The sequence below is a fragment of the Pseudomonas sp. GW822-FHT05A08 genome, from assembly GCF_058800485.1.
Genome location: NZ_CM179511.1, coordinates 4124982 through 4141928, shown reverse-complemented (window position 1 = coordinate 4141928; position 16947 = coordinate 4124982). Strand labels below are relative to the sequence as shown.

Genomic DNA, 16947 nt, shown 5'->3' with positions numbered 1-16947 from the left:
CCCAACCGCAAGGAGTTCCACCATGAACGCACAATCCACATTGCCCCAGGCGCAACGCCAGCGCTGCGAAGTCTGGACCCGGGTGATGGGTTATCACCGCCCGGTCTCGGCCTTCAACCCGGGTAAACAGTCCGAGCACCGCGAGCGCGTGCACTTCACCGAACAGGCCACCGCGGCCGGTTGCCAATGAGCCGAAAGATGCGGGTCGGGGGCATGGTGCCCCTGACCACTCTCGACTACCCGGGGCTGCTCGCCTGCGTGCTGTTCTGCCAGGGCTGCGCCTGGCGTTGCCGCTACTGCCACAACCCGCAACTGATCCCGCCGCGCGGCAGCGAGGAGCTGGACTGGTGCCGGGTCCTGAGTTTCCTGCAACGCCGCCAGGACCTGCTGGACGCGGTGGTGTTCAGTGGCGGCGAGCCGACCCTGCAGGATGGTTTGCCGGCGGCGATGGATGAAGTGCGGGCCATGGGTTTCCGCATCGGCCTGCACAGCGCCGGCATCAAGCCGGCGGCCTTTGCCCGGGCGGTGGCCGGCGCCGACTGGGTCGGCTTCGACGTCAAGGCCCTGGCCGAAGACGGCCCGATGATTACCGGCGTGCCGGGCAGCGGCAAGGCCAACTGGCGCAGCCTGGAGCTGCTGCTGGCCAGCGGCGTCGACTACGAATGCCGCACCACCGTGCACTGGCACCTGTTGCAGCCGGCCCGCCTGCTGCTCCTCGGCCAGCGCCTGCAAGCCCTGGGGGTCAGGCGCTTCGCGGTGCAGATGGTGCGCACCGCGCGCATGCTCGACCCGCAATTGCCGAGCACGCCGCAACAGGTGCTGGTGCCGGACCTGTGGCAGCACCTGCGCGAGATGTTCCCGGTGTTCGTGCTGCGCGGCTGAGGCGCTGGCGCGGATCGAACGGTCGCCGCCGGGGAGGGCAGGCGACCCCCACGATCAATCGGCCTGCGGCTCGCCGGGGATCGCGATTTTCTGGTCCCCCAGCCAGCGCCGGGCGCCGCAGCCGTTGCGCGAGTAGATGTCCTCGGGGTTGTTGAGCTGGCAGTGTTCCATCGACATGCAGCCGCAACCTATGCATTCCTCCAGGCTCATGTTCAGCCGTTCGAGTTCGGCGATGCGTTGCTGCACCCGGGTTTTCCAGGTGGCGGTCAGGCGCCGCCAGTCCGCGCCCGCCGGGGCGGTGTTGATGGGCAGGCCGGTCAGTTGCTGGATGATTTCATCCAGCGAGAAACCGATGCGCTGGGCGAACACGATATAGGCGACCCGCCTGAGGATCGAGCGCGGGTAGCGGCGGTGGCCGCTGCCCACGCGGATCGAGTGGAGCAACCCGCGGGTCTCGTAGAAACGCAGTGCCGAAGCCATGACGCCACTGCGTCGGGCCACTTCGGTGATGGTCAGCAGCGGTTCGCTGGGCTTTTTCATGGGGCCTCCGAAGGGGCTTTACTTAAAGTTAACTTTAACTTTTATATTCCGTCTGCCTATAAATCAATACCTCTGGTGCAGCGGGAGTCCACGTTCATGAATCGAATTCGCCGAGTAGTCGGTCGAGGCTGTTCTTCAACCCATCGATTGGGCGCGTTGTGCCTCCTCTTGGCGCTGGGCGGCTGTAACGAAAAGGGCGAGCCGGTCGCCGCCGCGGCGCCGGTGGTCGAGGTGACGACCGTGAGCGTGCAGGCGGTGCGTGAGTGGGACCTGTTCAATGGCCGTATCAGCGCGATCGACGCGGTCGACCTGCGGCCACGGGTCAGCGGTTATGTCGACCGGGTGGCGTTTCGCGAGGGCGACGAGGTGGAAAAGGGCCAGACCCTGTTCGTCATCGATCCGCGCCCTTACCGCGAGGCGCTGGCCAGCGCCCAGGCCCGGCTGGCCCGGGCCCGCGCCACGGTGCGCCTGGCCACCGAGCAGGACCGCCGCGGCCAGGCCCTGGTCAAGCAGTCGGCGCTGTCGCGGGAGGAGGGCGACATTCGCAGCGCCTCCCTGGCCCAGGGCGTGGCGGACGTGAACGCGGCCGTCGCCGAGGTGGCCACGGCCCAGCTCAACCTCGACTTCACCCAGGTCCGCGCGCCGTTTTCCGGGCGTGTCGGCCGGGCCATGCTGACCCTCGGCAACCTGGCCCAGGCCGACCAGAGCGTGCTGACCAGCATCGTTTCCCAGGACCCGATGTACGTCTATTTCGACGCCGACGAGCAGAGCCTGCTGCGCTACACCGAGCTGCTGGGCAAGGGCCAGCGCCCAGGGGTGAGCAATACCGTGCGGGTCGGCCTGGCCAACGATGTCGGGACCTTCCCCCTGACCGGCACCGTGGACTTCCTGGATAACCAGGTCGACCCGGCCACCGGCACCATCCGCGTGCGCGCGGTGCTGCCCAACCCCGAGCGTCGGCTGACCGCGGGCCTGTTCGCCCGGGTGCGTCTTGAAGGCGGCAGCGAGACCCGCGCCGTGCTGATCGACGACCGCGCGGTGCAAACCGACCAGGACCGCAAATACGTGTACGTCATCGGCCCGCAAAACCAGGCCCTGCGCAAGGACGTGACCCTGGGCCGCCAGCTCGATGGCCTGCGGGTGATCAGCGCCGGGCTGGCCGCCGGCGACCGGGTGGTGCTGAACGGAGCGCAGAAGATCTTCTACCCGGGCATGGCGGTGGAGCCCAGGGACATCGCCGCGCCGCCGCAGCAGGCCGCGGCCGCCGCGCCCCAGACACCCTTGGCGAATTAAGGAAGAGCAGCCATGGATTTTTCCAAGTTTTTCATCGACCGACCGATCTTCGCCATCGTCCTGTCGATCATCATTTTCGCCCTCGGTCTGATCGCCATCCCGGTGCTGCCGTCGGGGGAATACCCCGAGGTGGTGCCGACCAGCGTGGTGGTGCGCGCCACCTACCCGGGGGCGAACCCCAAGGAGATCGCCGAGTCGGTCGCCGTGCCTCTGGAAGAGGCGATCAACGGCGTCGAAGGGATCATGTACATGAAGTCGGTCACCGGCTCCAACGGTAGCCTGGCGCTGAGCATCACGTTCGTCCCCGGCGTCGATCCGGACACCGCCGCGGTGCGCGTGCAGAACCGCGTGAGCCAGGCGTTGTCGCGGCTGCCGGAAGAGGTGCGGCAGTATGGCGTGACCACCCAGAAGCAATCGCCGACGCCGCTGATGTACGTCAGCCTGCTGTCCCCGGACAACAGCTACGACTCGCTGTACCTGCGCAATTACCTGACCCTGCACGTCAAGGACGAGCTGTCGCGGCTGTCCGGGATCGGCGATGTCGGGGTCTACGGTTCAGGCGACTACGCGATGCGCATCTGGATGGACCCCAACAGCCTGTCCGCCCGGGGACTGACCGCGGCCGACGTGGTGAACGCGATCCGCGAGCAGAACGTGCAGGTCTCGGCCGGCCAGCTGGGCGCCGAGCCTTCGCCCCAGGGCGCCGACTTCCTGGTGTCGATCAGCGTGCGCGGGCGCTTGCGCAGCGAGCAGGAGTTTGCCGATATCGTCCTCAAGAGCGGGGCGGACGGGCAGCTGGTGAAGCTGTCGGACGTGGCGCGGGTCGAGCTCGGTGCGGGCGACTACACCCTGCGCGCGCACCTGGACGACCGCAACCAGGCGACGGTGGGGATTTTCCTCTCGCCGGGGGCCAACGCCTTGCAGGTCGCCGAGGCGGTCTACGGCAAGCTCGACGAACTGTCCCAGCATTTCCCCGAGGGCGTGGCCTACAAGGCGGTGTGGGACCCGACGGTGTTCGTCCGGGAATCCATCAGCGCGGTGCAGCACACCCTGATGGAAGCGGTGGTGCTGGTGGTGCTGGTGGTGATCCTGTTCCTGCAGACCTGGCGCGCCTCGATCATCCCGCTGATCGCGGTGCCGGTGTCGGTGATCGGCACCTTCGCCTGGCTGTATTTACTGGGGTATTCGATCAACACCCTGACCCTGTTCGGCCTGGTGCTGGCCATCGGCATCGTGGTCGACGACGCGATTGTGGTGGTGGAAAACGTCGAGCGTTTCATCGAGAAGGGCTATGACCCGCGGGAGGCCGCGCACCGGGCGATGAAGGAGGTGTCCGGGCCGATCATCGCCATCGCCCTGGTGCTGTGCGCGGTGTTCATTCCCATGGCCTTTCTCTCCGGCGTCACCGGCCAGTTCTACAAGCAGTTCGCGGTGACCATTGCGATTTCCACGGTGATCTCGGCGATCAACTCCCTGACCCTGTCGCCGGCCCTGGCGGCCAAGCTGTTCAGGCCCCACGGCGCGCCGCAGGACTGGCTGGAGCGGGGCATCCAGAAGGTGTTCGGGGGCTTTTTCCGCGCCTTCAATCGGATGTTCAAACGCCGCTCCGACGGTTATCACGGCCTGGTGTCCTACTCCCTGGGGCGGCGCGGCTCGGTGTTCTTCCTCTACGCCTTGCTGCTGATCGGCACGGCCTGGCTGTTCAACCTGGTGCCGGGCGGGTTTATCCCGACCCAGGACAAACTCTACCTGTTCGCCGGCGCCAAGCTGCCGGAAGGCGCGTCCCTGGCCCGCACCGATGCGGTGACCCGCGAGCTGATCGAGACGGCACTCTCGGTGGAGGGCGTGGAGACCGTGCCGGCCTTCAGCGGCCTGAATGCCTTGCAATCGGTCAACACGCCGAATGTCATGGCCGCCTACGTGATCCTCAAGCCGTTCGACCAGCGTCAGCGCGGCGCGGTGGAGATCAATGCCGAACTCAACGCCAAGCTGTCCCAGGTCCACGAAGGTTTTGCCTATGCGCTGTTGCCGCCGCCGATCCAGGGGCTGGGCAACGGTTCGGGCTATTCGCTGTACCTCGAAGACCGCGCGGGCCTGGGTTACGGCGCCTTGCAGAATGCCTTGAGCGCCTTCCAGGCCGCGGTGGCGCAGACCCCGGGCATGACCTACCCGGTCAGCTCCTACCAGGCCAACATCCCGCAGCTGGAGGTGCAGGTGGATCGGGTCAAGGTCAAGGCGCAAGGGGTGTCGTTGAGCGATGTGTTCAATACCTTGCAGACCTACCTGGGCTCGGTCTACGTCAATGACTTCAACCTGTTCGGCCGGGTCTACCGGGTCATGGCCCAGGCCGATAGCTCCTACCGGCAGACCGCCGAGGACATCACCAGCCTGCGGGTGCGCAACGACCGGGGCGAGATGGTGCCGCTCGGTGCGATGATCACCGTGACGCCCAGCTACGGCCCCGACCCGGTGGTGCGCTACAACGGCTACCCGGCGGCCGACCTGATCGGCGACTCCGATCCCAAGCAGCTGTCGTCGGGTCAGGTGATCGCCAAGCTGGAAGAGATTGCCGCCCGGGTATTGCCCCGCGGCATCACCCTGGAATGGACCGACCTGAGCTACCAGCAGGTCACGCAGAGCCATGCCGCGGCGGTGGTGTTCCCGCTGGCGGTGATGCTGGTGTTCCTGGTCCTCGCCGCCCTGTACGAGAGCTGGACGCTGCCCCTGGCGGTGATCCTGATCGTGCCGGTGTGCATGCTCGCGGCCTTGTCGGGGGTGTGGCTCAGCGGCGGCGACAACAACGTCTTCGTCCAGGTGGGGCTGGTGGTGCTGATGGGCCTGGCCTGCAAGAACGCGATCCTGATCGTCGAGTTCGCCCGGGAGCTGGAGCTCCAGGGCAAGGGCATCATCGAGGCGGCGCTGGAGGCCTGCCGCTTGCGCCTGCGGCCGATCGTCATGACCTCGGTGGCGTTTATCGCCGGCTCCGTGCCCTTGCTGATCGGCAGCGGCGCGGGCAGCGAGATTCGCCGCGCCACCGGCGTCGCGGTGTTCTCCGGCATGCTCGGGGTGACCCTGTTCGGGCTGTTCCTGACCCCGGTGTTCTACGTCGCCTTGCGCAAGCTGGCGGTGCGCTACGCGCCGGCGGTCACGGCGTAACAGGTGGCCCGGGGTGCCAAGACGAGCGCCCCGGGCCTGTCATTCTTGACCCCGATCAAGGGTATTTCCCCGCGGGCGTCGTAGCCTGGGAGCCATTCCCAGTCCCACCCGCACTCGGGGAACGCCATGGCCAAGCACTTTCCCATCAGCCCCAAGCACCCCGAACGCATCTGCTGGGGCTGCGACCGCTACTGCGCGGCCAATGCCCTGGCCTGCGGCAATGGCGCGGACCGCACCATGCACCCGGCCGAGATGCTCGGCGACGACTGGTACCTGCACGGCGACTGGGGCATCGAGCCGCCGATCGCGTCGGACAAGGCGCTGGACGAGGAGCGGTCCTGAGCCGGCGCCTTGCCGGAAGGCCGGCGCGCTCACAGCCCGCTGCGGAGCAGTTCCAGGAACCCTGGGCTCGCGGCTATCGAATTGTGCCCCGCGCCCGGGACGACCTCGAGCCTGGCCACGCCGGGGGCGAAGTGCGCATAGAGCGTCTCGGTGCTCGAACGCGGGATGACTTCGTCGTGTTCGGCGGCGATCAGCAAAGTCGGCACGGCGATGCGCGGTGCGTATTTCCAGGATTCGAACTTGTCCTGCAGCAGCCACCTCACCGGAAGATAGGGAAACCGGCTGGCGGCGAACTCCTGCAGGCTGTGGAACGGCGTGATCAGCACCAGGCGCGATGCCGGACGCTGGCTGGCCAGGCGCACGGCGACAGCCGCGCCGAGGCTGCGCCCGACCACCACGATATGCGGGTGGGCGGCTTGCACCTTGTCGAACAAGGCCATGGCATCGCGCGTGATGGCCGCCTCGGAGGGCGATCCGGAACTGCCGCCATAGCCTCGGTAGTGCAGCAGGTAGAGTGCATGCTCGGGAAAGGCCCGGGTAAATTCCGGCAGGTTGAGGGACACGTCCTCGGCGTTGCCGCCGAAGTAGAGCAACGCCTTCGGGCCGTCGTGGGGCCTCACGGAAACCAGCACCTCGGCGTCGGCGACCGGCAGCCTGAGCAGTGTGGCGGGGCTGGCGATGGCGCGGGGCTGGGGGAAGTAGATGAGCGAACGCTGCAACACCCACGCCGCGACGCAGAGCGCCAGGTACAAGGCGCCGAGCAATGCCAGGAGCGAAACCATTCGTGACATGTGGCTCACCTCCGTTGGGCGACGAAGCGCTGCTGAACGACCGCCGGCGGTCGCTTGCGGCGCCCCAGGATAGGCTCATATGCCGGCATTGCGCACTCGACCCGGCGCCCGGGGGTTGGCGTCGGCGCCTGCTCCGCTAAACTTGTGGCATTGCTCACCGCCAGAAGGATCGTCCCCAGCCAGGAGCAGCGCGAAATGCCAGGACGGCGGTAGACGGCGAGCCGGGAACTATCGGAAAAGTTCCCCGCTCTTAATTGATTAGAGACCTGATCCGACGGGTGACATTCGGCCCGACAGTATCGGCGATCCCCCAATCAGTGGCTGCGCACGGATTCTTTCATGGACGAACGATTACCCGAGATACCCGGCTACAGCGTGCATAGCCGGCTTGGCCAAGGCGGGATGGCCGAAGTCTACCTGGCAACCCAGGAGTCGCTGCACCGCAAGGTGGCGGTGAAGGTACTGCTCAACGCCAATGACGAGGCGTTCAGCAAGCGCTTCATCCGCGAGGGGCATATCGTCGCCTCGTTGCACCACCCCACGATCATCACCATCCACGACATCAACAGACTGGCCGATGGCCGCTACTACCTGGCCATGGAGTTTGTCGGCGGCGGCGACCTGGCCCGGCACAAGGGCGAGGTGTTCGAGCCGACGCGTGCCCTGGATATCGTCCGGCAGATCGCCACCGGCCTCGCCGTGGTGCATGAGCAGGGCCTGATCCACCGTGATATCAAGCCGGCGAACATCCTCTTCCGCAGCGACGGCACGGTGGTGATCACCGATTTCGGCATCGCCAAGGCGCTGGAGATGGACAGCGAGCTCACCGGGCTCGGCATCGCGGTCGGCAGCCCGGCCTACAGCAGCCCGGAACAGACGCAGTGCCAGCCGCTGGATATCCGCACCGACATCTACAGCCTGGGCGTGATCTTCCTGGAGATGCTCATCGGCACCAATCCGTTCCGCGGTGCCAGCTATACCCAGACCGTGATGAACCACGTGCAGATGCCGGCGCCGAGCTTGCCGGCGCACATCAGCCCGTACAAGGCGCTGCTCGAGCGGATGCTGGCGAAGGACCCCAACCAGCGCTTCGCCGACTGCCGGGCGCTGCTGCAGGCACTCGATGAGCTGGACCAGCCAGAGCAACCGGGCGAACCGGACGAGCCCAGCGAGGTGGAGCTGGAATCTACCCGCTTCGTGCCGGCCCTGATCGATCCTGCGCCGCCCCAGGCCGAGGCCGAGCCCGCCCGCCGGCGCAGCCCGAACAGGCGCCTGGCGCTGTGGGCACTCGGCAGCCTGCTGCTGCTCGGCGCTGCCAGCGGCACTGGCCTGTACCTGCAGCAGCGGATCGAGATCGCCGAGCTGCTGGCACGTGGCGAACAGCGCCTGGCGACGGGCCAGCTGTTCGAGCCGGCGCAGGACAATGCCGAGTATTTCTTCAACCAGGCCTTGCAGCTCGACGAAGCCAGCGCGCAGGCCCGGCAAGGACTGCAACGGGTAGCCGCGGCGCGGATCGCCGGCTACCGGCAACTGGCCGAGCAGCGCATCGCCGAAGAACACCTGCTGGAGCCCGAGGATGACAGCGCGGTGTTCTATTACCGGCAGATACTCGACCTGGAGCCGAGTAACGCCCAGGCGCTGACCGGGTTGAACCAGGTGGCGCTGCTCTACGCCGAGATGAGCGAAAGCGCGTATGCCAAGGGCGATAAAGACCTGGCGCGGGCCTATATCAAGCATGGCCTGGAAGCCCGTCCGGACAGCCCCGAACTGCTCGCACTCCGGGACCGGCATGAGCAGCGCAAACGCACTGGCCAAGCGCCGCGCCCGTCCGCTGCGCCGCCTTCCCCGCGGCCCTCGGCACCTCAATCGACCGGCGAGCGGGCGGAACAGCCGAATGCGCTCAAGCGCCTGTGGAACAGGCTCTTTTGACCCAAATTACCTGGGCTGGCGCCGCATGCTGGAACGTTATCAGCAGGGTATTCGACCGGATCACTGCATCCAGGAGGCAGTCGGGTGCACCATGCAACACGCTATTGGGACATAGCCTTATAGATAGCGTTTTTTCCCAGAACTCCTGGTCAAAGGCTTGGCCGTACAGCGTCATGGAGCTGCCCTTGGTTGCACCTGTGAAGCCGTATTTATTTGCGCTGTTTGCAGCCGATGCGTGAGCCGCACCGGTGACGCTATGGCCCTCAATCCTTGAGCAACCCCGGCGTCTGGGACGGCACATCGCCGCGCAAGTCCGGATGGTCGCGTTCGCAGAAGCGGCGCAGTCCTTCCTGGGTTTCCGGCTGATGGATGGAGCGATTGAAACACTCGGCTTCGATGCGCAGGCCCTCGGCCAGGGGCTGGCCGTAGCCGCGGATGACCGCTTCCTTGTCCGAGCGCATGGCGGGCTGGGGCAGGGTGCAGAGCAGGCGCGCCAGTTCCAGCGCGCGCTCCAGCGAGCGGCCCTTGGCGACGACCTCGTTGACCAGGCCGATAGCCAGTGCCTCGCTGGCGCAGATCACCTTGCCGGTGAGGATCAACTCCAGCGCCCGGCCCATGCCGACGATACGTGGCAGGCGCTGGGTGCCGCCATCGCCCAGGCCGATGTTCCAGCGGCGGCAGGTCACGCCGAAGGTGGCGTGTTCCTCGGCGATGCGCATATCGGCGAAGCAGGCCCACTCCAGGCCGCCGGCGTAGGCCAGGCCATTCACCGCGGCGATCACCGGTTTGTAGATATCCGTCCAGCGGCTCGGGCCGATGATCCCGGGGCGCTCGCCGCGATTGTGCGCGGCGATTTCGTCCGGGGTGGTGGGCACCAGGTCGAGCGCCGCCTTGAGGTCGCCGCCGGCACAGAAGGCCTGGTCGCCGGCGCCGGTGATGATGGCCACGAGGGCGCGCGGATCGTCGCGAAAACGGCTCCAGGCCTCGATCAGTTCCAGGTGGGTGGTGGGGCCGATGCAATTGCGTTTCTGCGGCCGGTTGAAGCGGATGATCCTGATCGGTCCCTGGGTTTCGTAGTCGATTTCGGTGAAGGCCATGGCCGCCGCACCTCCTGTGGTTGGCGAGGGATATCCAGTACCCGGCCAGGCTTTCGGGCGCAGGCGAGGCACAACCTGCGAGTGTAGTCCCTGGTTTTTTCCGGCCTTCCCGGTCGCTCGATATTTACCGATCGGAAGTCTGCAGCTCGCCTTTCGCCAGGGCGGATGGAAGGGCCTCGATCCTGGCCAGGCGCCGGAGCAACGGGGTGGTCATAAGGGTGGTGGCGATGGCCACCATCAACAGCAGGAAGAACGCGCTCTGGGAGATCAGCCCCATGTCCAGGCCCACGGAGAGCACGATGATCTCGATCAGGCCACGGGTGTTCATCAATATCGCGACGCTGCGCGAGACCTCCACGGACAGGCCGGCCAGGCGTCCGGCGAGGTAGCAGCCGGCGGTTTTACCCAGCACCGCGGCGACGAAGAAGGCCAGCAGCCACAGCCAGCTGTCGAGCGGCGCCAGGGCGCCGAGGTCCATCTTCAGCCCGGTGGCGGCGAAGTAGAAGGGCACCAGAGCGATGTTGACGAAGCCTTCCATATGGCGGTGCCAGTGCTGGCGCCGCTCGCGCAGCAGCCAGCCGGCGATCAGCCCGCCCAGGGCGCTGTGCAGGCCGATCAGGGTGGTGATCCAGCCACACAGCAGGGCGGTCGCCAGCATCAGCGCCATGCTCATATCCGCGGCGGGGGCCGCGCTGCGGGTCGCGGGCAGCCGGGTAAACAAGGTGTGCAGCAGCGGGCGCAAGCCCCAGCGGGCGAGGACGAGGAACAGGACGATGAAGCTCAGCTGGCGCAGCACCCCGAACAGCGAGCTGTCGCTGCTGGACAGGGCGACGATGACCGTCAGCAGTACCCAGCCAATGATGTCGGTGATGGCGGCGGCCGCGATGCCGACGGTCCCGGCCAGAGAGTGCTCCAGCCCCAGGTCGCTGATGATTCGCACCAGCACCGGCAGGGCGGTGATCGACAGCGCGATGCCGCAGAACAGCACATAGCCGAGCCGGGGTTGGGCGGGCGCCAGGGCGCTGTGGGAGAGCAGCCCGACCATGGCCCCGAGGGCGAAGGCCAGGATCACCCCGCCGGCGGCCACCGAGAGGGCGCTGAAGCCGATCTTGTGGTTGCCCAGGTGATTGCTGTCGAAGCGCAGGCCGATCTGGAACATCAGCAGGACCAGGCCGATATTGCCCAGGGTCTCGATGCCCAGGCGGATGGCCGCCGGAAAGACCGCGGCATGCCACTGCGCGCCGAGGGCCAGCAGCAGGCAGGGGCCGAGCAGGATGCCCACGCAGATTTCGCCGATCACCCGCGACTGCCCCCAGCGGGCCAGCAGCGCGCCGCACAGCTGGCTGGCGACGATGATCACCGCCAGCTGGAAAAACGGCAGGGCCGAGAACAGTTGCTGGAGCGTCGACATGGCGTCCTCCGCCTATTTTTCCGCGAACGACTCCGCGGCCGTGGTCAGGGCGCCCAACCGGCGCCGCGCCGTTTCGCCAAAGGGTTTCGAGCGCCGGCTCTGGGCGTCGATCTGCACGATCACGGTGCTGGCCAGGGCCGCGCAGCGCCCGTCCTGGAACAGCGCCTGCTCCAGGGTCATCGAGCTTTTGCCGAGGGTCGCGACCCGGGTGCCGATCTGCACCGTGCCGGGCCAGCGCAGTTCGGCGCGCAGGTCGAGTTCCAGGCGCGCGATGACAAATTCGCTGCCGGGCTCGGCGAGCGGCGCATGCGGGTCGTAGATGATCTCCACCCGCCCGGTTTCCAGGAAGGTGGCGAACACCGCGTTGTTCACATGGCCCTGGCGGTCGGTGTCGGCGTAGCGGATCTTGTCCGAGGAACGGACGGCGAAGTCGTGCAGGGCGGGATCATTGGACATGGCGTGCTCCAGTCTCGAGGGGGGTGGCCAGGGTGGCCGCGCGCGCCAGCCCGCCAAAGGCATCCAGCAGGCGTTCGCGCCAGGCATGCAGGGCGTCGTTGGGGGCCAGCAGTTCCTCGCTGCTGGTGCAGCGCGCCCACATGAACATGCCGAACACACAATAGTCGGCGTAGGCCGGGGCTTCGCCGGCCAGGAAGGGCTGGCCCTTGAGGGTCTGGCGAAGCGGGGTCAGGACCTGGCGCAGCTGTTCCAGATGCTGGGCCCGGGGGGCCACCAGCTGTTCCAGCGAGGTGCCGAAGTGCGCTTCGCGGGAGCTGCGGAAATAGGCCCGGTCCTCGGCGGCCAGTTGTGCGTAGACATCCAGCAGGATCACCCGGGCCACGGCGGGCAGCAGCATGCTGTCGGCCCAGCGGTTGACGAAAGCCGACAGCGCGACGGCCTCGCGGCCACCGAACAGGGACGGGCGCTCGGGGTAACGCTGTTCCAGGTGCAGGGCGATGCGCCAGGAGTCGCTGATGCTCTGGTCGCCATCCACCAGCACCGGGACCGCGCCCTGCCTGGAGAAGTCGATACGCGCCTTGTCGCTGAAACGCCAGGCGATGCGCTGGCTTTGCAGCCCCTTGTGGGCCAGGGCCATGCGGGTCTTCCAGCAGTGCGGGCTGAAGCGCAGGTCCGGGTCGGCGCCGGCCAGTTCGTAGAGGGTCAGGGGTGCGCTGCTCATGCTTGGTTTTCCTTGGTTGTGGACAGTGGCCGCTGTCCGCTCATGTAGCTCGTTCATGGCGTGGGTCCTGGTGGCCGGGGTGTCGGCTGGCCGATGGCGCCCGGCAGCGGGCGCGGGCGTTGCGGCAGCAGGGTCAGGAGCATGCCGGCGGTCACCACCAGCAAGCCGGCGATGGCGCTGCTGTCCGCTTGCTCGCCGAGCAACAGGGCGGCCAGCACCATGGCCGTGCCCGGCACCAGCGCGGCGAAGGTGGAGCCGAGCGAAGCGCCGAGCAGCTGGACCGAGCGGCTGTAGAAGAACAACGCCACCGTCGACACCAGCAGGCCCTGGTAGACCACCTGGATGCCGATATCCCAGAGCGGCGCCTGGAGGATCCGCAGCCCGCGGCTGGCCAGGTAGACCGGCAGGTACAGGACCATCGAGCACACCGAGACGATCGCCGTGGCGTGCAGCGCGGCGCTGCCGGACCATTTCGACACCAGGGTGTAGATCGCCCACAGCAGGCCGCCGAGCAGGAACATCAGGTAGGCGTAGGGCGAGGCCTGGGCCCCGGCGAAACTGTGCCAGCCGGCCAGCAGCACGCCGCCGATGATCAGTGCGGTGCCGGCGTTCGCCCGGGCGCCGAGGCGGGTGCCGAACAGCCGTGCGCTGATCAGGATCGACAACAGGATCATGCTGCCGGGAGTCACCACCGCGAACAGCTCCACCGGGGCCAGGGCCAGCCCCTGGGCCACCACCAGCATGTACGGCGCGCCGATGCCGATGACCATCAGGCCGATGCTTGTCCAGCTCAGGCCCCGGCGGCCATGGCGGAGCAGGTACGGCAGCAGGATCAGCCCGGAGACGCTGTAGCGGATGCAGGTGATGTCGTAGGCATCCAGCGGCGTGCGGGTCAGCCCCAGCCGGGTGACCACCGGGAACGCGCCCCAGATCAAGGCCGCGGCGAGGCCGCACAGAATGCCGGCCCAGCGCTGTTCGGGACTGACGGTGAGCGTCATGAGCGGGTCCTCGCTGCGGCGCCTGGGGGCTAGCGGTGGCCGATCTTCACCGAGCCGGCGTTGCCGCGCTTGCGCAGGTAGGCGTACTCGATGTCGTTGAGCAGCATCTGCGCCCGGTTGATGTGGCGCGAGGCGTAGTTGACGCTGGTGAGGAAGTGCGCCAGCTCCTCGGTCTCGGCGAAGTGGCCGTTGTCATGGGCGACCTTGGAGAGGTCCAGGTTGCGGCGGTTCTCCAGCTTGTCCAGGTAGTCGATGTCGATCACCCGGAACGCCGCGCCGATGCTCAGGCCACGGGCATTGAGCACCTTGTGCCATTCGAAGGGTGGGTTGATCAGCACGTCGCCCGGCTCGACGTAGACGGTGTCGGCCTCGTAGTCGCCGCCTGGCGCTTCGCGGCCGCTGCTGGTTTCGAACATCAGGTCGTAGTCGCGGAACTGGTCGCCCAGCTGCGGTGGGCGGGTGCTCCACTTCTTGGTGCCGGCAATCATCACGAAAATATTCAGGGTCGGGAAAATGTGCCAGTCGCTGCCCACCGCGCCGCGGGCCGGCTCGCCGTATTCCTGGGTGCTGTAGCCGAGGAACATGTGGCCGGTGACTTTCCAGGCGTCGATGTTGAACCAGGGTTTGCTGAAGACGTGCTGCTTGACCAGGTTGAAGGCGTCCTTGCCCCACTCGTAGGGGTCGTTGTAGCTCGAGGAAATGGTGCCCAGGTGCGAGTAGACGTCGAGGTGGTGGGTGAAGATGTCGTCGAGGAATTCCTGCCCGGTGCCGACGCGGCCGGTGACGTAGTTGTAGTCCGAGGCGCCGTTTTCGTCGCGCATCGACACCGGCTGGTCGCCGGACTTGACCCGCCATTGCAGGTTTTTCCCCGAGCCGACCTGATCGAAGAACGCCCGTTGCGAGAATTCCTCGCCGATGGGCGCGAGTTTGCGCAGCAGGGCCGGTTTGCTGAAGCCCTCGGTGAAGCGCTCGACCTTGTCGCGGGTGAGCTCGCCCTTGTGCTCGGAGGGCTCGATGACGTTGATGTAGCCATACTGGATACGACTGTTCGAAACCATTTCGAAGACTCCTTTTTCCTGACGTAAAAAGAGAAAACCGCTCGCGCCCACGACCGCTGTTACCGGGTGTGACTGCGCAGGTGAAGCCGACTTCCTTCCGTGGCGCGGAACGAAAGTCGTGGACCAGTACATCAAGCATGCTTACCGGACAGCGCCTATCGGCTATGATTGACAAGGCTGTCAAAGATCGCAGTGTTGGTATCTTTGACAACGTTGTCAACAATTATGTGAGCAGTGATTTTTATGGCGGGTGTCAGGCAGTTTGACGAAGAAAAAGTGTTGTCGGCGGTCCTTGAAGTGTTCTGGCGCAAGGGCTGGCAGTCCACCTCCATGGCCGACCTGGCCGAGGCGGCCGAGGTCCAGCGCGGCTCGCTGTACCATGCCTACGGCGGCAAGGAAGCGTTGTTCCTGCTGGCGTTCGAAGCCTACGCCACGCGCTTTTTGGGCAACGCCGCCAAGGCCCTCGAGGCTGCGGACGCCGAGACCGCGCTACGGCGGTTTTTCCAGGTGGCGATCAGCAACATGACCAGCGGCACGCCGGCCAAAGGCTGCCTGACCACCAAGACGGCCACCGAAGCCGATGCGATCGGCCCGCGCATCCAGCAACGCTTGCGCGAGCTGCTGGACGCTCTGCAACTGACCATCAGCACTGCGCTGTCGGCCGAGCGAATCCGGGGCGATCTGGTCCTGGCGCCGGATGAAGCGGCGCAGGTCATGGTCACCTTCACCCGCGGGCTGGCGGTGATGGAACGCATCTACCAGGAGCCGGAGCGCTTGCGCAGCACGGCCGACTCCCTGGTGCGCATGCTGGTGCCGAGCGTCCAGGCGCGGGCCTGAGCCTCTGCGCCGTTTTAGCGGTTGTCGCGCCCGAGGGACTGCTTCCAGTCCCGCAGCACCTCGATCAGGGCGCGCAGCTTGGGCGGGACGTGCCGGCGGTTGGCGTAGTACAGCCACATGGCCGGCAGCGGCTGGCAGGTGCCGGGCAGGACTTCCACCAGTTGGCCGCTGTCGAGGTCGGCGGCGATCCGTTCGCGAATGAACACATGGGCAATGCCCACGCCGGCGCGGGCGGCCTCGATCACCGCCTGAGTGTCGGTGCTGATGAAGCGCCCGGGCACATCCAGCTTCACCTCGTGCTGGCCGTCGTGCAGCTGCCATTTGTGCATCTGCCCGCTGCTGGGAAAACGAAAGCGCACACAGGAATGCTGGTGCAGCTCGTCGATGCTGCGCGGCGCCGGGTGGCGCGCCAGGTACTGCGGGCTGGCCACCAGGGCGCATTGCAGCGGCGGGGTGATCTGCACCGCGTGCATGCCCGGGTGCAGGGCGTCGGCCAGGCGGATGCCGGCGTCGAGCTGTTCCTTGACGATGTCCACCAACTGATCTTCGTAGCGTATTTCCAGGGTGACCCTGGGGTAGCGCTGGAAGAAGTCCTCGAGCAGCGGGGCGACGATCAGGTGCTTGGCCATGTGCAAGGCACTGATGCGCAGATGCCCTGAGGGCTCGCCCTGGGTTTCCCCCAGCTCCTCCCTGGCCTGCAGCAGGCTGCGGTAGCCGGCTTCACTGCCTTCGTGAAAACGCTGGCCGCTTTCCGTCAGGCTGACGCCGCGGGTAGTGCGATGGAACAGTTTGGTCTGCAGTTCGCTTTCCAGTTGGTTGATGGCCAGGCTCACGGCCGCCGGGGTCACGCCCAGCACGGCGGCGGCGCGGGTGAAGTTGCCGGTCTCGACCACCGCCATGAAGAGGTGCAGCCCGGCCAGTGGATCGCGTCGGCTCATTGTTAGGAATACTTAATAGTCTTGTAGGGAGAATGCGGATTCTCTTAAAGCTACGAGCTTCATAGACTCTTTTCAACCGCAAAGGAGTCCCGCCATGCACTGGCCCGTCACCCTCAAACCCGCCCGGCAGATGCTCGACAAGGGCATCGCCAAAGCCCTGCAGATGCAACTTTCGGTGTGCATCGCCATTGTCGATTCGGGCAGCAATCTGCTGGCGTTCGTGCGCATGGACGACGCCGTGCCGGGGGCGATCGACCTGGCCCAGCGCAAGGCCCGGACTTCGGCGCTGTTCCGGACCGCCAGCGCCGAACTCGGCGCCTTGTCCGGGCCGGGGCAGTCGTTGTGGTCGATCGAGCAGAGCAACGGCGGCTTGACCAGCTTTGCCGGTGGCCTGCCCATCGTCGATCAGGCGGGGCGCTGCCTGGGCGCCATCGGCGTCTCCGGCGGCACTGCGGTTGAAGACGACATCATCGCCCGGGCTTGCCTCTGAGCCCTGGC

Annotated in this window: 17 protein-coding genes and 1 pseudogene; 9 read left to right on the top strand and 9 right to left on the bottom strand. The window is 66.7% G+C overall.

Annotation, left to right across the window (positions count from 1 at the left end; all coding sequences use genetic code 11):
• Positions 1–22: 22 nt before the first annotated feature.
• Together nrdD and AC3RCP_RS18715 are read left to right on the top strand one after the other, a co-directional pair.
• Positions 23–190: an anaerobic ribonucleoside-triphosphate reductase gene (nrdD, locus tag AC3RCP_RS18720; RefSeq protein ID WP_053261543.1), complete on the top strand. Its 168-nt coding sequence runs from the start codon at positions 23–25 to the stop codon at positions 188–190.
• A complete protein-coding gene (locus tag AC3RCP_RS18715; RefSeq protein WP_178081074.1) occupies positions 187–882 on the top strand; it encodes an anaerobic ribonucleoside-triphosphate reductase activating protein in 696 nt (231 codons plus the stop codon). Before nrdD ends, AC3RCP_RS18715 begins: the two co-directional genes overlap by 4 nt.
• A 54-nt stretch (positions 883–936) precedes the next feature.
• On the opposite strand, the gene soxR is transcribed toward AC3RCP_RS18715, so the two are convergent.
• Positions 937–1422, bottom strand: coding sequence for a redox-sensitive transcriptional activator SoxR (gene soxR, locus AC3RCP_RS18710; RefSeq protein WP_007923596.1), 486 nt, complete (start codon positions 1420–1422; stop codon positions 937–939).
• Positions 1423–1518: 96 nt separating this feature from the next.
• Here soxR and AC3RCP_RS18705 point away from each other — a divergent pair, with 96 nt between their 5' ends.
• From AC3RCP_RS18705 to AC3RCP_RS18695, 3 genes are all read left to right on the top strand, one after another.
• On the top strand, positions 1519–2715 hold the full coding sequence (locus tag AC3RCP_RS18705) for an efflux RND transporter periplasmic adaptor subunit (RefSeq protein WP_101338259.1): 1197 nt from the start codon (positions 1519–1521) through the stop codon (positions 2713–2715).
• Between the two features lie 12 nt (positions 2716–2727).
• Positions 2728–5871: an efflux RND transporter permease subunit gene (locus tag AC3RCP_RS18700; protein WP_492571158.1), complete on the top strand. Its 3144-nt coding sequence runs from the start codon at positions 2728–2730 to the stop codon at positions 5869–5871.
• A gap of 126 nt (positions 5872–5997) precedes the next feature.
• Positions 5998–6213 (top strand): DUF3079 domain-containing protein, encoded by a 216-nt coding sequence (locus AC3RCP_RS18695; protein ID WP_101338258.1) that lies wholly within the window; start codon positions 5998–6000, stop codon positions 6211–6213.
• A gap of 29 nt (positions 6214–6242) precedes the next feature.
• Here AC3RCP_RS18695 and AC3RCP_RS18690 read toward each other — a convergent pair whose 3' ends face one another.
• Entirely contained in the window at positions 6243–7004 is a 762-nt protein-coding gene (locus AC3RCP_RS18690) for an alpha/beta hydrolase (protein WP_492571159.1), read from the bottom strand.
• Positions 7005–7343: 339 nt separating this feature from the next.
• Between AC3RCP_RS18690 and AC3RCP_RS18685 the strand changes: the two genes are divergently transcribed.
• Positions 7344–8933 carry a protein kinase domain-containing protein gene (locus AC3RCP_RS18685; protein WP_492571160.1) on the top strand — a complete coding sequence of 530 codons (1590 nt, stop codon included), beginning with the start codon at positions 7344–7346 and terminating at the stop codon, positions 8931–8933.
• Positions 8934–8937: 4 nt separating this feature from the next.
• Positions 8938–9048 (top strand): annotated as a pseudogene (locus tag AC3RCP_RS18680) (IS1595 family transposase); the annotation flags it as partial.
• A 148-nt stretch (positions 9049–9196) separates the two neighbouring features.
• On the opposite strand, the gene AC3RCP_RS18675 reads toward AC3RCP_RS18680, so the two are convergent.
• From AC3RCP_RS18675 to AC3RCP_RS18650, 6 genes are all read right to left on the bottom strand, one after another.
• On the bottom strand, positions 9197–10030 hold the full coding sequence (locus AC3RCP_RS18675) for an enoyl-CoA hydratase/isomerase family protein (protein WP_492571161.1): 834 nt from the start codon (positions 10028–10030) through the stop codon (positions 9197–9199).
• Positions 10031–10154: 124 nt separating this feature from the next.
• Positions 10155–11441, bottom strand: coding sequence for a cation:proton antiporter (locus AC3RCP_RS18670; RefSeq protein ID WP_492571162.1), 1287 nt, complete (start codon positions 11439–11441; stop codon positions 10155–10157).
• 12 nt (positions 11442–11453) lie between these two features.
• Entirely contained in the window at positions 11454–11897 is a 444-nt protein-coding gene (locus AC3RCP_RS18665; protein WP_007923604.1) for an acyl-CoA thioesterase, read from the bottom strand.
• A complete protein-coding gene (locus AC3RCP_RS18660) occupies positions 11887–12675 on the bottom strand; it encodes a glutathione S-transferase family protein (RefSeq protein WP_492571163.1) in 789 nt (262 codons plus the stop codon). The genes AC3RCP_RS18665 and AC3RCP_RS18660 overlap by 11 nt, the downstream gene beginning before the upstream one ends.
• The gene (locus AC3RCP_RS18655; RefSeq protein ID WP_492571164.1) at positions 12672–13616 is read right to left on the bottom strand and encodes a DMT family transporter; all 945 of its coding nucleotides are present in this window, start codon (positions 13614–13616) and stop codon (positions 12672–12674) included. The genes AC3RCP_RS18660 and AC3RCP_RS18655 overlap by 4 nt, the downstream gene beginning before the upstream one ends.
• Positions 13617–13645: 29 nt before the next feature.
• Positions 13646–14674 (bottom strand): cupin domain-containing protein, encoded by a 1029-nt coding sequence (locus AC3RCP_RS18650; protein ID WP_007923607.1) that lies wholly within the window; start codon positions 14672–14674, stop codon positions 13646–13648.
• Between the two features lie 276 nt (positions 14675–14950).
• On the opposite strand from AC3RCP_RS18650, the gene AC3RCP_RS18645 reads away from it, so the two are divergent.
• Positions 14951–15511, top strand: coding sequence for a TetR/AcrR family transcriptional regulator (locus AC3RCP_RS18645; RefSeq protein ID WP_492571366.1), 561 nt, complete (start codon positions 14951–14953; stop codon positions 15509–15511).
• A 14-nt stretch (positions 15512–15525) separates the two neighbouring features.
• On the opposite strand, the gene AC3RCP_RS18640 is transcribed toward AC3RCP_RS18645, so the two are convergent.
• Positions 15526–16449 (bottom strand): LysR family transcriptional regulator, encoded by a 924-nt coding sequence (locus tag AC3RCP_RS18640; protein ID WP_492571165.1) that lies wholly within the window; start codon positions 16447–16449, stop codon positions 15526–15528.
• A gap of 94 nt (positions 16450–16543) precedes the next feature.
• On the opposite strand from AC3RCP_RS18640, the gene AC3RCP_RS18635 reads away from it, so the two are divergent.
• Positions 16544–16939: a GlcG/HbpS family heme-binding protein gene (locus AC3RCP_RS18635; protein ID WP_101338248.1), complete on the top strand. Its 396-nt coding sequence runs from the start codon at positions 16544–16546 to the stop codon at positions 16937–16939.
• The last annotated feature ends 8 nt before the right edge of the window (positions 16940–16947 follow it).